Below are 18,179 nucleotides of genomic sequence, written 5' to 3' on the forward strand. Positions count from 1 at the left end.
GAGGAAGCGGAGGACCTCCATGGATTACGGCCACGCGCTCGAGTTCGGCGCGTTCATCACCCCCACCGCCACCACCCCCGACGCCCCCGTCCTGCTGTCGCAGGCCGCCGAGGCGTCGGGCCTCGATCTCGTCACGTTCCAGGACCACCCGTACCAGCCGGCGTTCCTCGACACGTGGACGCTCATGTCGTTCGTCGCGGCGCGGACCCGCAGCATCCGGATCGCCCCAAACGTGCTCAACGTTCCGCTGCGCCCGCCCGCCGTCGTCGCCCGCGCGGCGGCGAGCCTCGACCTGCTGTCGGACGGCCGGTTCGACCTCGCGCTCGGCGCCGGCGGCTTCTGGGACGCGATCGAGGCGATGGGCGGCGGCCGGCTCACGCCCGGCCAGGCCGTGACCGCGCTCGAGGAGGCGATCGACGTCATCCGCGAGCTGTGGGACACGAGCGAGCGGCGCGGCGCGTTCACCGACGGCCGCTTCCACCGCGTGCACGGCGCGAAGCGCGGTCCCCGCCCGGCGCACGACATCCCGATCTGGATCGGCGCCTACAAGCCGCGCATGCTCGCCCTCACCGGCCGCAAGGGCGACGGCTGGCTGCCGTCGCTCGGGTACATGAAGCCCGGCGACCTCGCACGCGGCAATGCGGCGATCGACGACGCTGCCGCCTCTGTGGGCCGTGACCCGCGCGAGATCCGGCGCCTTCTCAACGTCGGACAGCTCGCCGCCGACCCCGCCGAGTTCGCCGAGCGCCTGGCACGGCTCGCGCTCGAGGACGGCATCGGCACATTCGTCCTCGCCGGAGACGACCCGCGCCTGCTGCAGGAGTTCGGCGGCGAGGTCGCCCCTGCCGTGCGCGAGCTCGTGGCGCGCGAGCGTGGGGCGCGCGGCACAGCCGCCGCCCCGGTGCGCTCGTCGGCCTCGCTCGCTGCGCGACGCGACGGCATCGCGTACGACGACGTGCCGGCGGGGCTGCACGCGATCGAGCCGGGCGACTTCGGCTACGGCGATGTGCGCTCGACGTACATGCGCGGAGGCTCGCCCGGCATCGTGCTGGAGCCGTCGTCGCCCGCGCAGGTCGCCGAGGCGGTGGGGTTCGCCCGCAGGCATCCCGAACTCCCGCTCGCGGTGCGCAGCGGCGGCCACGGCATCAGCGGTCGGAGCACGAACGACGGCGGGATCGTGATCGATCTGCGGCGCCTCAACGGCATCGAGGTGCTCGACGAGGAGCGGCGTCTCGTGCGGATCGGTCCCGGCGCACGCTGGACGCAGGTGGCGGAGGCGCTCGGCGGCCGCGGCTGGGCCCTCACCTCCGGCGACTACGGCGGCGTGGGCGTGGGCGGTCTCGCGACGGCGGGCGGCATCGGCTTCCTCGCCCGTGAGCACGGGCTGACGATCGACCACCTGCGGGCTGCCGAGGTGGTGCTGGCCGACGGGAGGATCGTGCGGGCTTCCGCCGACGAGAACGCCGAGCTCTTCTGGGCGCTGCGCGGCGCCGGGGGCAACGTCGGCATCGCGACGGCGTTCGAGTTCGAGGTCGACGAGGTCGGCGAGGTGGGCTGGGCCCAGCTGGCGTTCCAGGTCGACGACCTCGCCGCGTTCCTCGAGGGGTACGGGCGCATCGTCGAGGAGGCCCCGCGCGACCTGACGATGTTCCTGCTCGCGGGCGGGCCGCGGCCGGGCCAGTCGCAGGTGGTCCAGCTCTACGGCGTGGTCGACTCGGACGACCCCGACACGATCATCGAGCGGCTGCAGCCCTTCGCCGAGCTCGCGCCGCTCGTGCAGCAGTCGGTGCAGCTGGCGTCGTACCCGCAGATCATGGCGAATGCTGACCTCGGTCCGCAGCACGGCGCCGGCGAGCCGCACTCGCGGTCCGGTCTGGTCGAGCACGTCACGCCCGCCTTCGCCGGCGCGGTCGAGCGGATGCTGGCCTCCGGTGAGATCCCGTTCTTCCAGCTGCGCGCGGTCGGCGGCGCGGTGGCCGACGTGGCCGAGGAGGCCACGGCCTACACGCACCGCTCGGCGAACTTCTCCGTCGTGGCCCTCGGGTCGCGCCCGGACCGCCTCGACGCGCACTGGCGCACGCTCGCCGCGCACACGGCGGGCATGTACCTGAGCTTCGACTCGTCCCAGCGCCCCGAGCGCATCGCCGAGGCCTTCCCCCCGGCGACCCTCGCGCGGCTGCGCACGGTCAAGGCCGCGTACGACCCGACGTGCGTCTTCCGCGACAACTTCGCGGTGGAGCCCGCCGAGTCCGACGCGGCCTGACCGGGCCCGACGCGACCCGAAGGCGATCGAGCAGGATCGAGGAAGCGGGATGTCCTCGATGGTGGGCACAATGTAGCGTCGCCTTCCATCGAGAGGACCCCTGCCGTGGCATCCGAGACCCATATCGCCGACTCGCACGAGAAGATCCGCGTCGTCGGGGCCCGAGAGAACAACCTCAAGAACGTCGACGTCGACATCCCCAAGCGGCGTCTGAGCGTGTTCACCGGCGTCAGCGGGTCGGGCAAGTCCTCGCTGGTCTTCGGCACCATCGCCAACGAGTCGCAGCGGCTCATCAACGAGACGTACCCGACGTTCGTCCAGCAGTTCATGGGTCAGCTGAGCCGCCCCGAGGTCGATGCGCTCGAGAACGTCAGCCCGGCGATCATCGTCGACCAGGAGCGCATGGGCGCGAACTCGCGGTCGACCGTGGGCACCGCCACCGACGCCCACGCGATGCTGCGCCTGCTGTTCAGCCGGCTCGGCCAGCCGCACGTCGGCTCGCCGCAGGCCTTCTCGTTCAACGTGCCGTCCGTGTCCGGTGCGGGGGCCGTGACGATCGCGGTCGGCAAGGACAAGGGCAAGAAGGAGCGCCGGTCGTTCGAGATCACCGGCGGCATGTGCCCGCGGTGCGAAGGCCTCGGCGAGGTGAGCGACGTCGACCTCGACGAGCTGTTCGACAAGACGAAGTCGCTCGCCGAGGGCGCGATGACGGTGCCGGGCTACAACGTCGACGGGTGGATGGTGAAGGGGTTCACCGAGTCCGGCTTCATCGACGCGGACAAGCCGATCCAGGACTACACCGAGCAGGAGCGCGCCGACTTCCTCTACAAGGAGCCGACGAAGGTCAAGATCAACGGCATCAACATGACCTATGAGGGTCTCGTGCCGAAGATCACGAAGTCGTTCCTGCAGAAGGACCGCGACTCGCTGCAGCCCCACGTGCGCGCGTTCGTCGACCGTGCCGTGAAGTTCATGGCGTGCCCCGAGTGCGGCGGCACGCGCCTCAACGACGGCGCCCGCTCGTCCAAGATCAACGGCATCAGCATCGCGGATGCCGCGGCGATGCAGATCACCGATCTCGCGACCTGGCTCGACACGGTCGACGCACCGGAGGTCGCACCGCTCATGGTGAGCCTGCGCCACCTCATCGCCTCGTTCGTCGACATCGGGCTGGGCTACCTGTCGCTCGACCGCGCCTCGGGCACCCTCTCGGGCGGCGAGGCGCAGCGCACCAAGATGATCCGACACCTCGGCTCGGCGCTCACCGACATCACGTACGTGTTCGACGAGCCCACCGCGGGGCTGCACCCGCACGACATCCAGCGCATGAACGCGCTGCTGCGCCTTCTGCGGGACAAGGGCAACACCGTGCTGGTCGTCGAGCACAAGCCGGAGGTGATCGAGATCGCCGACCACGTCGTCGATCTCGGGCCGGGAGCGGGCCGCAACGGCGGCGAGATCCAGTACGAGGGCGATGTCGCGGGTCTGCGCACCTCGGGCACGATCACCGGCCGTCACCTCGACGACCGGGCGCGGCTGAAGGAGTCGACCCGCACCCCGAAGGGCGCGATCGAGATCCGCGGCGCGACGCAGCACAACCTCAAGGATGTCGACGTCGACGTGCCGCTCGGCATCCTGACGGTCGTAACGGGCGTCGCCGGATCCGGCAAGTCCTCGCTCATCCACGGCAACGTGCCCGGCCGCGACGACGTCGTGGTCGTCGACCAGTCCCCGATCAAGGGCAACCGCCGCTCGAGCCCGGCGACGTACACGGGCATCCTCGACACGGTGCGGGCGGCGTTCGCGAAGGCCAACGGGGTCAAGCCCGCGCTTTTCAGCGCGAACTCCGAGGGTGCGTGCCCGGCGTGCCGCGGCCTCGGCGTGATCATCACGAATCTCGGGTTCACGCAGACGGTCGAGACGCTGTGCGAGCTGTGCGAGGGGTCGGGGTTCAGCGACGCGGTGCTCGAGTACACGCTCGACGGCAAGAACATCGCCGAGGTCCTTGCGATGTCGGCGGGCGAGGCGGCCGAGTTCTTCACGAAGGGTCCCGCCCACACGACGCTCATGCGCATGATCGACGTCGGGCTGGGGTACATCACCCTCGGGCAGGCTCTCAACACCCTCTCCGGCGGTGAGCGTCAGCGGCTGAAGCTCGCCATCTCGATGGCGAAGAAGGGCGCCGTGTACGTGCTCGACGAGCCGACCACGGGACTGCACCTCGCCGACGTCGACAACATGCTCGGGATGCTCGATCGCCTCGTCGACGCGGGCAACAGCGTCATCGTCATCGAGCACCACCAGGCCGTGATGGCGCACGCCGACTGGATCATCGACCTCGGCCCCGGCGCCGGGCACGACGGCGGGCGGATCGTCTTCGAGGGGACTCCCGCCGACCTCGTCGCCTCGGGCGCGGGGCTCACCGCGCAGCACCTGCGGGATTACGTCGCCGGCTGAGGCGGCATGGGTCTTTGTCCCCATGGCCGACCGGCTCTGCATCGGAATACGATCTCCGAGGCGGAGTCGACCACCGGGGTGTCCGGATGCCGGGGTTAGGCTGAGACGTCCTGCCACTGCGCTCGCCACGCATGCACCGACCACCCGGAGGAGGCCGAGGGTCCGATGAAGTCGTTCGCGTGGCTACGCTCGCGCCCGCGCGCCGTCGCATCGGCAGGCATGCTGACCGCCGCCGCCGTCGCCATCACGACCCTCGCGTTCGTGTACGAGGGCAACCCGACGACCGAGGTCGATCTGCACGACGGCGGGGTCTGGGTGACCAAGCAGTCCGCGCTCCTGGTCGGCCATTTCAACCACGAGTCGAAGGTGCTGGACGGCGGCCTGCGCACGACGAGCGGCGACTACGACATCCTCCAGTCCGGCCAGAACGTGCTCGTCGTCGACGGGACCGACTCGACGGTGACGGCGGTCGATCCCGCGATGGTCGCGCTCAGCGAGTCGGCCGACGTGCCCGGCGGTGCGAAGGTCGTCCTCGGCGGATCGACGGTCGCCATCCTCGACCCGTCGTCCGGTGACCTGTGGGTCGTCCCGTCGGCGGGTGTGGGGTCGTTCGAGGTCGAGGCGACGGAGCCGCTCGCGAACGTCGGCGAGGGAGCGGATGTCGCGGCCGGCGTCGACGGCACGGTCTACGCGGTGTCGTCCGAGGACGCCGAGCTGCTGACCGTGCGCACCGACCCGGAGGGCGCGCCCGAGGAGCCGTCGCGCTCGCGCGTCGACGGCCTCGAGCCGAAGGCGGCCGTCACCGTGTCGGCGGTCGGCGAGCGACCGGCGATCCTCGACGCCGACAGCGGCACGCTGTTCGTCGACGGGCGTCGCACGGTGGTCGACGGCGGCAAGACGGCGGCGCTTCAGCAGCCCTCCGCCGAGAGCGACGCCGTGGCCGTCGCCACCTCGTCGGCACTCGTGCGTGTGCCGCTCGACGGTTCCGAGCCCGTCGTCCTTCCTGCGGGCGGAGACGGCGAGCCCGCGGCGCCCGTCTACCTCGAAGGCTGCTCTTACTCGGCGTGGACCGGGTCGGCCAAGTTCGTGCGGGACTGCGTCGGGGACGCCGACGATTTGTCCACCGATGTCGAAGGCGTAGATGCGGCATCCGTCCTCCGCTTCCGGGTCAACCGCGACGTTGTCGTGCTCAACGACGTCATCGGCGGCGCCGCCTGGATGGCGAGCGACAGCATGCAGCGCGTCGACAACTGGAACGAGATCACCCCGCCCGAGGGCGAGGCGGAAGAGGACGAGCAGACCACGGAGGAGACCGTCGAGACGACGCTCCCGGAGCGCTCCGAGGTGAACACGCCTCCGGTCGCCACCGACGACGATTTCGGCGTGCGCCCGGGCCGCACGACGCTCCTGCCCGTGCTCGACAACGACAGCGACCCCGACGGCGACGTGCTCATCGCCGCTGTCGCCGACGAGGGGCCCGCCTTCGGCGAGGTGACCGCCGTCAGCGACGGCGCCGCGCTGCAGATCGCCGTGCCCGAGAACGCGAGCGGGACGACGTCCTTCACGTACGGCATCGACGACGGCCGCGGAGGGACCGACACCGCGACGGTGACCCTGAGCGTGCACGACTGGAGCGTGAACGCGCCGCCCGTGCAGAAGCGCGTCACGAACGTCGTGGTCGAGGCGGGCGGCGTCGTGTCGTACAACGTGCTCCCCGACTGGATCGACCCCGACGGCGACGAGCTGTTCCTGCTCGGCGTCACCCCGGCGCCGGGCGACGAGGCCGACTTCACCGCGGACGGCCGCATCACCTACCGTGCGGTGGGCGGCACCCAGGGGCGCAAGGACGTCCAGATCAGCGTCTCCGACGGGAACGAGCCCGCCGCGGGCGTGGTGCGCTTCGACGTTCGACCGGTGGGCTCGACCGACCCGGTGACCAACGCCGACCGCGTCGTCGTGCAAGCCGGCCAGGTCGCCACCATCGCCCCGCTCGCCAACGACACGAGCTCCGGCCGGGAGCCGCTGCGCCTCGTCCGCGTCGACGAGGTCACGGGTGCGACGATCGTGCCCGACTTCGCCAACAAGACCTTCAGCTTCCGCTCTGATGTGCCCGGCGACTACTACGTGCAGTACCTCGTCGCTGCGGGGCCGAAGAACGCCGAGGGCCTCGTCCGCGTTCAGGTGCTCGCCGAGGCCGACACGACCTCGCCCCCGATCGCCGTGCGCGACGTCGCCCTGCTGCCCAGCGGCGGCGAGGTGCTGGCGAACGTGCTCACGAACGACTCCGACCCGGCCGGCGGCATCCTCGTGGTGCAGTCCGTGACGGTCGAGCCGAACTCCGGCATCTCGGTCGCGGTGCTCAATCACGAGACTCTCCGCATCGCCGACCAGGGTGCGCTGGGCGCGCAGGTGCGCATCTCCTACCGCGTCTCCAACGGCGCGCAGGCGTCCGAGGGTGAGGTGGTGGTGATCCCGATCCCCGCCCCGGCGAAGCTCCAGCCCCCCGTCGCGAACGACGACCAGATCGTGGTGCGGGCGGGCGACGTGGTCAACATCCCCGTGCTCGACAACGACTACCACCCGAACGGCGACGCGATCCACGTCGCACCCGACCTCGTCGAGCCGCTCGTCGACCCTGAGGACGGCGAGATCTTCGTCTCGCAGGACATCCTGCGCTTCCGCGCGTCCGACGAGCCGGGCACCGTCTACGCGACGTACGAGGTCATCGACAGCACGGGGCAGAAGGACGCGGGCTACGTCACCATCCAGGTGCTCCCCGTCAACGAGGAGACCAACGCCGCGCCGCGGCCGCGCGACATCGTCGCCCGGGCGCTCGCCGGCAGCCAGGTGCGCATCGCGATCCCGCTCGACGCGATCGACGCCGACGGCGACTCCGTGCGGCTCGAAGGCATCGCGTCGCCGCCCGAGAAGGGCCGCGTGGTCGAGATCGGACCCGATCACCTCGTGTACGAGGCGTTCGACGAGGTTGCGGGCGTGGACGCCTTCACCTACCGCGTGCGCGACAGGCTCGGAGCCGAGGCCACCGGGTCCATCCGGATCGGCATCGCTCCCGCCGAGACGGCGAACCAGGCGCCGTTCGCCGCCAAGGACGCCGTCGTGATGCGGCCCGGCCGCACGGTGGCCGTCCCGGTGACCGCCAACGACTCCGACCCCGACGGCGACCGGTTCTCGCTGCAGCGCGGCGGTCTGATCCTGCCCGACGTCGACGGGCTCGAGGCGAAGGTGACGGGCGACCGCGTCATCGTGACGGCGCCGGACGAGGAGCTCGAGACCTCGCTGCAGTACACGATCCGCGACGAGCGCGGCGCGACCGCGAAGGCCGTGCTGCAGATCACCGTCGACGAGGACGTCCCGCTGCTGCGCCCGATCGCGCGCGACGACCACGTGCAGCCGGCCGACGTCGACGGCACGAGCGTCGACGTCGAGGTGCTCGCGAACGACGAGGACCCCGACGGCACCGTCGAGGAGCTCGAGGTCTCGGTCGCCGGTGCCGGCGCCCGCGTGCTCGCCGACGGCACGGTGCGCGTCGAGATCGACGACACCGACCGCCTGCTGACCTACACGATCACCGACCGCGACGGGTTCGAGGCATCCGCCTTCCTCTACGTTCCCGCGCTGTCGTCGCTGCCGCCGACCCTCCTCTCCACCGATCCGGTCGAGGTCGACAGCGGCGAGACGATCGAGCTGCCGCTCGACGAGTACGTCGGCGTCGCCGGCGGCGGCCGCGTCGTCATCACCGAGGCGGCCAAGGTGAGCGCGGTGAACTCCGACGGCGCGAACCTGGTCAAGGACCAGTCGACCCTCGTCTACACCTCCAAGCAGGGCTACTTCGGGCAGGACGCCCTCACGTTCGAGGTGACCACGGGCAGCGGTCCCGACGATCCGGACGGCCGCAAGGCGACGCTGACGATTCCCATCACGGTGCTGCCGCCCGACAACCAGCAGCCCGAGTTCACCGACGGCGCGATGGATGTGGCGCCCGGCGAGGACCCGACGACACTCGACCTGCGAGCGCTCACGACCGATCCCGACGTCGAGGATCTGGACGGCATGCGCTACGAACTCGTCGGCGGGGCGCCGGACGGGCTGTCCGCCTCGGTCGACGACCAGGAGCTGCGCGTGAGCGCGGCGTCCGACACGGCCAAGGGCACCGTGGCGCGGCTCACGATCCGCGTGTCGGACGGCGAGACCGACCCCGTCGAAGGCACCGTGACCGTCCGGGTCACCGCCTCGACGCGGGAGCTCGCGACCGCCAACGACGACATCGTCGAGGAGGCCCACCAGGGCGACACCGTCACCATCCCCGTGCTGCGCAACGACGTGAACCCGTTCCCCGAGACGCCGCTCGAGATCATCAACGTGCAGACCGAGACCGGGTCCGGCGTGCCCGAGATCGCCGGCGACCAGGTGCGGGTGACCCCCGACGCGAGCTTCTTCGGGACCATGGTCGTCCGCTACCGCGTCAAGGACGCCACCGGAGACGCCGAGCGCGAGGTCGAGGGACGCATCCGTCTCACGGTGCAGGGCAAGCCCGATGCGCCGGGCACGCCCACGGTGTCGAGCGTGCAGGACCGCACGGTGGTGCTGTCGTGGACGCCGCCCGCGAACAACGGCGCCGACATCACGCATTACGAGGTGTCGTCGACAGCTCCGGGCTACAAGAAGACCTGCACGTCGACCACCTGCACGCTCGACAACCTGACGAACAACGTCGAGTACAACTTCACGGTGGTGGCCGTGAACCGGGTCGGCTCGTCCGACCCGTCGGCCCCGTCCGAGACGGCCCGTCCCGACGCGCGCCCCGACACGCCCAACCCGCCGACCCTCGTGTTCGGCGACCGCAGCCTGCAGGTCTCGTGGGTCACCCCGACCACGCCCGGCTCGCCGGTCGAGTCGTTCTCGCTCGAGATCTCGCCGGCCCCGCCGTCGGGCATCGTGCAGAAGACCGGCCTGACCGGCAACTCCACCGTGTGGGACGGCCTCGAGAACGGCGTGGCGTACCAGGTGCGCGTCCAGGCCCACAACCGCGCCCCTGAGCCCTCGAGCTGGAGCGCGTGGTCGGCGACGGAGATCCCCGCACGGGTTCCGGATGCCGCCGGTCCGCCGTCCGTCGAGCGGCTCGACCCCGTCGGCACGCAGGCCCAGATGCGCGTGTCGTGGGGTGCGCCCCCGAACAACGGCGACGCGATCGCGGAGTACCGCCTCAACGTCATCCGTGGCGGCGCCGTCGTGAACACGCTGAGCGTGCCCGGCGGCCAGACCTCGCAGGCGCTTGCCATCGACGCCTCTACGAGCGACTACACGTTCACCGTCGCGGCCCGCAACAAGGCCGGGTGGGGCGCCGACAGCCCGCCGTCGGCCCCGCGCCGCGCGTTCACCGCGCCCGGCGCGCCGACGAACGTGCAGGCGTCGACGCCGCGCGGCGACTCGGCGATCGTCGTGACGTACAACCCGGCGCCGGGCAACGGCGCGAACGCCGGCGAGCTCGCCTACGAGTACTCGCTGAGCGGCGGCGGCTGGCAGGCGAACTGGGACGGCCGCACGATCCCGAACCTCAACAACGGCCAGCAGTACACGGTCCGCGTCCGGGCGTACACCGCCCTCGACGGCGTGCGCTACAACGGGGCAGAGTCCGCGCCCTCCAACCAGGTGACGCCGTACGGTCCGGTGCGCAACCCCAGCGTCGACGCGCAGCGCAACGGCCGCGACATCACCTTCACGTGGAACGCCCCCGCTCCCAACGGCCGCAACATCGCCCAGATGCAGATCCGCATCGACGGCGGCAACTGGCAGAACGTGAGCAACAACGGGTCGCGCACGAACACGTACGCCTACAGCACGACGCACACGATCGAGGCGCGGGCGCAGGACGCCGAGGGCCAGTGGTCGGGAGTCGTCTCGGCCCAGGCCCGCACCGTCGACGCCCCGCAGCCGTCCGCGCAGACGGTGAAGGGGGCGTCCGGGAACTGGGGCGACTGCGGCTCGGCGTCGTGCGCCTACATGGCGGTGTCGGTGAAGAACTTCCCCGCCGGCAACTACCACCTGAGGTGCAACGACAACTCCGGTTCGTGGGGCGGCAGCAGCCTGACCTACGTGCCCGAGAACGGCACGGCGCGGGCCAACTGCTACTACGGCTTCCCCGGCAACCGGGCGTGGGTGACCATCGAGGGCTGGGGCAACGCCGATCCGATGAGCTGGTACTGACCGTCGCCTCCCCACCGGCGACACGCAACGAGAGAACGAGACCGACATGACCATGACCCCCGAACAGGCCGCCTGGTTCCAGGGGACCTTCGCCCGCCTCGTCGACAATGTCGACCGCGCGCTGCTGGGCAAGCGCGAGGTGGTCGGCCTCGTGCTGTCGTCGATGCTCGCCGAGGGCCACGTGCTGCTCGAGGACGCTCCCGGAACAGGGAAGACGAGTCTCGCGAAGGCGCTCGCCGCGACGGTCCAGGGCACGAGCAGCCGCATCCAGTTCACGCCCGACCTGCTGCCGTCGGACGTCACGGGCGTCACGATTTACGACCAGGCGTCGCACCGCTTCGAGTTCCACAAGGGGCCGGTGTTCGCCTCGATCGTCCTCGCCGACGAGATCAACCGTGCGTCGCCGAAGACCCAGTCCGCGCTCCTCGAGGTGATGGAGGAGTCCCGCGTCACGGTCGACGGCGTGACGCACGAGGCGGGCCGGCCGTTCCTCGTGATCGCGACCCAGAACCCCATCGAGCAGGCCGGCACGTACAAGCTGCCCGAAGCGCAGCTCGACCGCTTCCTCATCCGCACCTCGATCGGGTACCCCGACCTCGATGTCGCCGAGCGCATCCTCGCCGGCGCGGCCGACCGCAACCCGTCGGCCCACCTGCCCGCCATCATCACGACCGGCGCGGTCGCCGACATGGCCGACCTCGCGTCGACCGTGCACGTCGAGGGCGCGGTCCTGCGGTACACCGCTCAGCTCTCCGAGGCGACGAGGACGGATGCCGCCACCCGGCTGGGCGTGTCGGTGCGAGGCTCGCTCGCCATGATCCGCATCGCCAAGGTGTGGGCCGCCGCGCAGGGCCGTCACTTCGTGACGCCCGACGACATCAAGGCGCTGGCCGCGCCCGTGTGGACGCACCGTCTGGTGCTCGACCCCGAGGCGGAGTTCGCCGGCACGACCGCCGAGACGGTGATCTCGCGCGTGCTCGAAGACATCGCGGCGCCGCAGGCGAGGTCCGCCGCCTGATGACAACGGAGGCACTCGCACCGGCGCCCGCCACGGCGGACCGCTGGGACCGGTGGGGCGCGATCGCCGCACGTGCGGCCCGTGCGGCGCGCGGCGTGCTCGGCGTCGTGCGACCCGCTGCCTGGGTGCTCATCGCGGGAGCGGTCGTCCTGTGGATCGCCGGCGCGACGCTCGGCTGGTGGGAGCTGACGGTCGCCGCCGTGGTGCTCACCGCCCTGCTCGCGCTGTGCGCCCTGTTCCTCATCGGCCGCACGGCGTACGACGTGACGCTCGACCTGACCCGCACCCGCGTCATCGTGGGCGAGCGGGCCGTCGGCGCCCTGACCCTGTCGAACTCGGGCAACCGCGCGATCCTCCCTTCGCGCGTCGTGCTGCCGGTCGGCGCCGGTCGCGGCGAGTTCGAGGTGAACCGCCTGGCCCCCGGCGCGTCGGCCGAAGAGCTCTTCGCGATCCCTACCACCAAGCGCGCGGTGGTCGAGGTCGGCCCCGTCAGCGTCGTGCGCGGCGACCCGCTCGGTCTCTTCGAGCGCGTGCACCGCAAGGACGAGCCGGTGGACCTCTTCGTCCACCCCCGCACCGTGCTGTTCGAGGGCCAGTCGCTCGGGTTCCTCCGCGACCTCGAGGGGCTTCCCGCCACCGACCTCTCTCGCGACGACGTCTCGTTCCACGCCCTGCGCGAGTATCAGCCGGGCGACGACCTGCGGCACGTGCACTGGAAGTCGACCGCGCGCACGGGCACGCTCATGGTCCGGCAGTACGAGGAGACGCGGCGCTCCCACTTCGTCATCGGCCTGTCGACGCATCCCGGCGACTATCGCGACGAGGACGAGTTCGAGCTGGCAGTGTCGGCGGCGGGCTCTCTCGGCCTGCGGGCGCTGCGCGACTCGCAGCGCGTCGAGGTGCGCGTGCAGGAGCGCGCGCTGCCGTCGGCGACCGGCAAGCAGTTCCTCGACTCGCTCTCCGGCGTCGTGCACTCGCGGCCCCGCGCGGGTGGCATCGTCGACCTGGCGGGCGTCGTGGCGGCCACTCTCCCGCTCGCGAGCGTGGTGGTGCTGGTGTGCGGCAGCACTGTCGACCCCAACAGCCTGCGCGCCGCCTGCGCGCGCCTGCCCTTCGGCGCCCGCACCCTTGCCGTGGTCGCCGAGTCCGGCGCGGCCCCTGCGCTCCGCCGAATCGGCGATGCCGATGTCGTCTCCGTCGGATCGCTCGAGCAGCTCCCCGCCGCCCTGCGGAAGGTGCTCTCGTGAGCGCGGCGCCGGCCCGCACCCTGTCGCGGCGGCGATGGGTGCTCGACCTCAGCGCGGTCGCCGCGCTCCTGGCGGTCCCGATCGTGGGCTTCTGGCCTACGTTCGGCGACGCCTCGTACCTGCCCGCCGCCGTCGGCGGGGCGCTCCTCGGCATGGGGCTCGCCGCCCTGTGCGCGTGGCTGCGGTGGGGCATCCTGCCCCTCGCCGGGCTCACGACGCTCGCCTACTTCCTCTTCGGCGGCGCGCTCGCCCTGCCGCATACGGCGGTGCTCGGCGTCATCCCGACCTTCGACACGCTAGGCCGGCTGGCCCTCGGCGTGGTGACGTCGTGGAAGCAGCTGCTGACGACGGTGGCGCCGGTGGCGGCATCCGATGGCCATCTCGTCGTGCCCTTCGTGCTGTCGCTCGTCGCCGCCGTCCTGACCACCTCGCTGGCGCTGCGCCTGAGCGCTCCCGGCTGGGCGCTCCTCCCGGCGGCGGCGTTCCTCGCGGTGCAGATCGCGCTGGGCACGTCGCAGCCGGCCGTCCCCGTCGCGCAGGGGATCGTGTTCGCCCTCGTCGCGGCGGTGTGGCTCGCGCTGCGCCAGAGCTGGGAGCACGGCACCGGCGCTGTGCCGCTCGGCGACGACGCGACGCCGGTGCGCGGTGTCGCCGTGCGGCGCCTGGTCCTCGGCGGCGCGGTGGTCGTCGTCGCCACGCTGATCGGCGTGGGCGCGACCGCGTTCGCCGCTCCGCAGAGCCCGCGCTACGTGCTGCGCGACGTCGTCATCCCGCCCTTCGACGTGCGCGAGTACCCCAGCCCGCTGCAGTCCTTCCGAGCCTACGTGCGCGACTTCCCGGACGAGCCGCTTTTCTCGGTCTCGGGCATGCCGAAGGAGGCGCGGGTGCGCCTGGCCAGCATGGACGCGTTCGACGGCACGGTGTACAACGTGTCGGACGGCGGCGCCGGCAGCTCGAGCGCCTTCAGCCCCGTGCGCGGGAACATGTCAGCCGAGGCGGACGGCACCCCGGCGACCGTCCGCGTCGAGATCGCGGCGCTCGACGGCGTGTGGATGCCCGAGGTCGGCGCCGTGCAGACCGTCACGTTCGACGGCGACCGCGCCGACGACCTGCGCCGCTCGGCGTATTACAACGAGGGCACCGCGACTGCCGTGGTCACCCGCACGCTCGGCGAGGGCGACGCGTACACGCTCGAGACCGTCGTGCCGTCCACGCCGAGCGACGACGCGCTCGCCGACGACGACTTCGCGCCGGTGTCGCTGCCCGACCAGGAGGGCGTGCCGCAGGAGTTCGCCGAGATCGCCTCGAAGGCCGTCGCCGAGGCGTCCACCCCGGTCGAGCAGGTACGGGCGCTGCAGACGATGCTCGCCGAGGGCGGGTACTTCAGCCACGGTCTCGAGGGCGAGGTGCTCTCGCGCGCAGGGCACGGCTCGGAGCGCATTTCGACCCTGCTCGGCTCGGACCAGATGGTCGGCGACGACGAGCAGTACGCGACCGCGATGGCGCTGCTCGCGCGCGAGATCGGGATTCCGGCGCGCGTCGTGATGGGGTTCTACCCCGAAGAGGATGCCGCGGGCGACCCGGTCTTCACCGCGACGGGCGACACGCTCCACGCGTGGGTCGAGGTCGCGTTCGCCGATCACGGCTGGGTGACGTTCGATCCCACGCCGCCTGAGGACCAGGTTCCGAACGACCAGACGACCAAGCCGAGGGCCGACCCCAAGCCGCAGGTGCTGCAGCCGCCGCCCCCGCCGCAGGAGCCGGTCGACCTTCCGCCGACGGTTCCCGACGACCGCGAGTCCGAGGACGAGAGCGGGTTCGACGCCGCGCTCCTCGCGCTGATCGTCGTCATCGTGCTGTGCCTGCTGAGCTTGCTTGCCCTCCTCGCCACCCCGTTCGTCGTGATCGGCGCGCTCAAGGCCGCGCGCCGTCGGCGGCGGCGCGAGGCGGAGCGCGCGGCCGACCGCATCAGCGGCGGCTGGGACGAGCTCGTCGACCGCGCGACCGACTTCGGCACCCCGGTGCGTCCCGGGGGGACGCGCGCCGAGGACGCCGGTGTCGTGGGCACCGCGTTCGCCGAGCCGCGGGTGACGACGCTCGCCGCGCGCGCCGATCAGGAGGTCTTCGGACCTGCCGACCCGACGCCCGACGACGTCGCCGAGTTCTGGCGACAGGTCGACGAGATCGTCGGCGGCATGGGCGACGGCCGGTCGCTCTGGTCCCGCCTGGGCGCGCGGCTGAACGTGCGCTCGCTCCTCGCCGGAACGCGCTTCGCCCTGCCCGCTCGCGCACCACGCGCCCCGCGTACGCCGCGCGCTCCGAAGGAGCCGCGCCCGCCCCGCGAGCCGCGCCCCGCGCGCGGACGCCGCGACGAGCCGTCCCGCACGGCATCCGATCCCCTCGCCCCCCAGGAGACCGAATGACCCCCCGTCCACCTCTCGCCGTGACGTCGGCGTCACTCGGCAGGCGCGCCGCCGCCTACGCGATCGACGTCGCCGTCGCCTCCGGAGTCGGTCTCACCTCCGCCGGCGTGACGCTCGGCATCGCCTTCGGGCTCGGGGCCGCGGGCGCCCCCGGCACGCTCACGCTCGCCTTCGTGCTCGCGGCCACGGCCGGCTGGGCGACCCTGCTCGTCTGGACGCTCGTGTACACGGCGATGCAGGGCGGCGGGGGTTCGGTCGGCCAGCGCGCGCTCGACCTGCGCGTGCTCGACGCGACCGCGCCCGTGTCGATCGGCTTCTGGCGGGCGCTGTGGCGCAACGTCGTGTGGGCGCTGTCCTGCGCCATCGTGGTCGGCTGGTTCACCCCCCTCTTCGATGCGAGTCCGCGCCGCCGCGGCTGGCACGACCGGGCAGCGGGCGCGCTCGTCCTCGTCGAGCAGAGGGTGACGGATGCCGCGTCCCGCGCGGCCCGGCCCGCCCGCGTGCCCGCACCCGCACCGGGCACGTTCGCCGCTCCTCCCGCCCCGGTCGCGCCCTCTCGGCCCGCGATCGAGCCGCAGCCGTGGTTCCTCGACCGCCCGGCCCCGGCCCTGGCCCCGGCTCCGGCTCCGGCGCCGGCCCTGACCCTCCCCGCGCCGGCACGGGCGCCGATCGTCCCGGTCACCGCGCCGGTCACCCCCGCCCCTGCCGCTGTATCGCCCGCCGCCGCCGGCGCCGTCGCCGCGTCGCCCGCCGCCGCAGTCGCCGTGGCCGAGGCATCCGCTTCCCCCGTCGAGGCCCTGCCGCACGCGCCCGCGACCCGCCCCTTCGCGCTCACCGGCCTCGACGTCACGCGCACGACCGTGCCCCTGCCCCCGCCCGCCCAGCGCGCGGCGCTCTTCGACGACGCGCCGGTCCTCGCCGTGCTGACGTGGGACGACGGAACCCGCATGGCCGTGTACGGTCGCACGCGCTACGGCCGCAACCCCGCGGTCGAGCCCGGCATCGTCAGCGTCCCGGTGCGCGATGAGACGCTGTCGCTGTCGAAGACCCACTTCGAGATCGGCGGCGGCGCGCAGGGCGCGTGGGTCGTCGATCGTCACTCGACGAACGGCACCGTCCTCGTGCGCGACGGGGTGAGGCATCCGCTCGTCGCGGGCGTCGCGACCGCTCTGCGGCGCGGCGACACGCTCGAGCTCGGCGACCGGTCCCTGTCGGTGGGCGGCGCGTGATGAGCGCGCCGATGAGCCTGGTCTACGGGTCGGCGAGCGATCCGGGTCTTCGGCGTCGGATCAACGAGGACTCGCTCCTCGCCGTGCCCCCGCTGTTCCTCGTCGCCGACGGCATGGGCGGCCATCACGCCGGCGAGGTCGCGAGCGCGACCGTCATCGAGGAGTTCGCAGCCTTCGCCGGCCGCCCGAGTCTCGGCATCGACGACGTGAGGGCGGCGCTCGCCCGCGCGCGCCGCCGTGTCGAGGCGCTGCCGCCGGGCAACGGCGCCGGGGCCGGCACCACGCTCACGGGCGTCGTGATCGCCGACGTCGACGGCGAGGGCTACTGGCTCGCGATCAACCTGGGCGACTCGCGCACCTACCGGCTGAGCGAGGGCGTGTTCGAACAGGTGAGCGTCGACCACTCCGTCGTGCAGGAGCTCATCGACGCCGGACAGCTCGATGCGGACGCGGCGTCGCGCGACACCCGCCGCAACGTCATCACGCGGGCGATCGGCGCGGGGAGCGACGCCGACGCCGACTACTGGCTCATCCCCGCCGAGACCGGCGACCGCATCCTGGTGTGCTCGGACGGCCTCTCGAGCGAACTCGATCGCGAGGCGATCCACGGCATCCTGCTCGCCGAGACGAATCCGCAGGCTGCCGCGACGCGGCTCGTGCACGAGGCCATGCTCCGCGGCGGACGCGATAACATCACGGCGCTGGTGGTGGATGCCACGGCCGTCACATCTCGCACTGACCGGCCCGGCGAGCACACGGCGCCGTCCGCGGAGGTCGCGGACGAGATCGACGGCGACACGCTGCCCCGCGTCGTCGCCGCAGGGGGGTTCTGATGTCCGTCCACTACTCGCCCGGCGCGCACCCGGTCGCGGTGACGCCGCAGGGGTTCGCCGTGCTGGCGGACGACACCTCGCCGGCGCTCCTCGCGCGCGTGCACGGGCTTCTGGCGGACGGTCGCGGCCTCGGCGGCGTGCTCGAGGCTCTGACCGGGGCGTACGGCACGTCGCTCTCCGCTGTGCCGCCGTTCGCCGTCGCCCTCGCCGAGAACGGCGCCGTGCGGCTGATCGTGCGCGGTGCGTACGCGCTCGAGGTCGAGGCCGCCGCCGCGGAGCGGGTGTCGGGGGAGGGCGTCACGACGTGGACCGAGCGGGTGATCGCAGGGGCTTCGCGCGTCGCGCTGGTGAGTGAGACGGATGCCGCGCCCACCGAGTTCCCCGTGACCGATGGCGTCGTGCTCGCCGCCGGACTCGTCTGGGTGCCCGCGGGCGGGGGCGGCGCCGCACGCACGGTCGCCCCGAGCGAGGAGCCGGCCGAGCC

At 72.5% G+C, this 18,179-nt stretch carries 8 protein-coding genes and 1 pseudogene; all 9 read left to right on the forward strand.

Annotation, left to right across the window (positions count from 1 at the left end; translation table 11 throughout):
• Positions 1–19: 19 nt before the first annotated feature.
• Complete coding sequence (locus tag OB08_RS03730) at positions 20–2,263, forward strand: LLM class flavin-dependent oxidoreductase (protein ID WP_461472245.1); 2,244 nt, start codon at positions 20–22, stop codon at positions 2,261–2,263.
• A gap of 105 nt (positions 2,264–2,368) precedes the next feature.
• Positions 2,369–4,720, forward strand: coding sequence for an ATP-binding cassette domain-containing protein (locus tag OB08_RS03735; RefSeq protein ID WP_461472247.1), 2,352 nt, complete (start codon positions 2,369–2,371; stop codon positions 4,718–4,720).
• Positions 4,721–4,939: 219 nt separating this feature from the next.
• Entirely contained in the window at positions 4,940–10,945 is a 6,006-nt protein-coding gene (locus OB08_RS03740) for an Ig-like domain-containing protein (protein ID WP_461472249.1), read from the forward strand.
• Between the two features lie 46 nt (positions 10,946–10,991).
• The gene (locus OB08_RS03745; protein WP_461472251.1) at positions 10,992–11,963 is read left to right on the forward strand and encodes an AAA family ATPase; all 972 of its coding nucleotides are present in this window, start codon (positions 10,992–10,994) and stop codon (positions 11,961–11,963) included.
• Entirely contained in the window at positions 11,963–13,210 is a 1,248-nt protein-coding gene (locus tag OB08_RS03750) for a DUF58 domain-containing protein (protein ID WP_461472253.1), read from the forward strand. The genes OB08_RS03745 and OB08_RS03750 overlap by 1 nt, the downstream gene beginning before the upstream one ends.
• A complete protein-coding gene (locus OB08_RS03755; protein WP_461472255.1) occupies positions 13,207–15,633 on the forward strand; it encodes a transglutaminase-like domain-containing protein in 2,427 nt (808 codons plus the stop codon). Before OB08_RS03750 ends, OB08_RS03755 begins: the two co-directional genes overlap by 4 nt.
• Positions 15,630–16,862, forward strand: coding sequence for an RDD family protein (locus tag OB08_RS03760; RefSeq protein ID WP_461472257.1), 1,233 nt, complete (start codon positions 15,630–15,632; stop codon positions 16,860–16,862). Before OB08_RS03755 ends, OB08_RS03760 begins: the two co-directional genes overlap by 4 nt.
• A gap of 11 nt (positions 16,863–16,873) precedes the next feature.
• A complete protein-coding gene (locus OB08_RS03765) occupies positions 16,874–17,695 on the forward strand; it encodes a PP2C family protein-serine/threonine phosphatase (RefSeq protein WP_461472259.1) in 822 nt (273 codons plus the stop codon).
• Positions 17,695–18,179: pseudogene (locus tag OB08_RS03770) on the forward strand (FHA domain-containing protein); the annotation flags it as partial. The gene OB08_RS03765 and the pseudogene OB08_RS03770, both read left to right, overlap by 1 nt.

This window comes from Microbacterium sp. HJ5 (genome assembly GCF_054824025.1).

Bases quoted from the DNA above. Each gene is read 5' to 3' on its own strand.
- OB08_RS03730 (WP_461472245.1), top strand. From the start codon at position 20: ATGGATTACGGCCACGCGCTCGAGTTCGGCGCGTTCATCACCCCCACC.
- OB08_RS03740 (WP_461472249.1), top strand. From the start codon at position 4,940: ATGCTGACCGCCGCCGCCGTCGCCATCACGACCCTCGCGTTCGTGTAC.
- OB08_RS03745 (WP_461472251.1), top strand. From the start codon at position 10,992: ATGACCATGACCCCCGAACAGGCCGCCTGGTTCCAGGGGACCTTCGCC.
- OB08_RS03750 (WP_461472253.1), top strand. From the start codon at position 11,963: ATGACAACGGAGGCACTCGCACCGGCGCCCGCCACGGCGGACCGCTGG.
- OB08_RS03760 (WP_461472257.1), top strand. From the start codon at position 15,630: ATGACCCCCCGTCCACCTCTCGCCGTGACGTCGGCGTCACTCGGCAGG.
- OB08_RS03765 (WP_461472259.1), top strand. From the start codon at position 16,874: ATGAGCCTGGTCTACGGGTCGGCGAGCGATCCGGGTCTTCGGCGTCGG.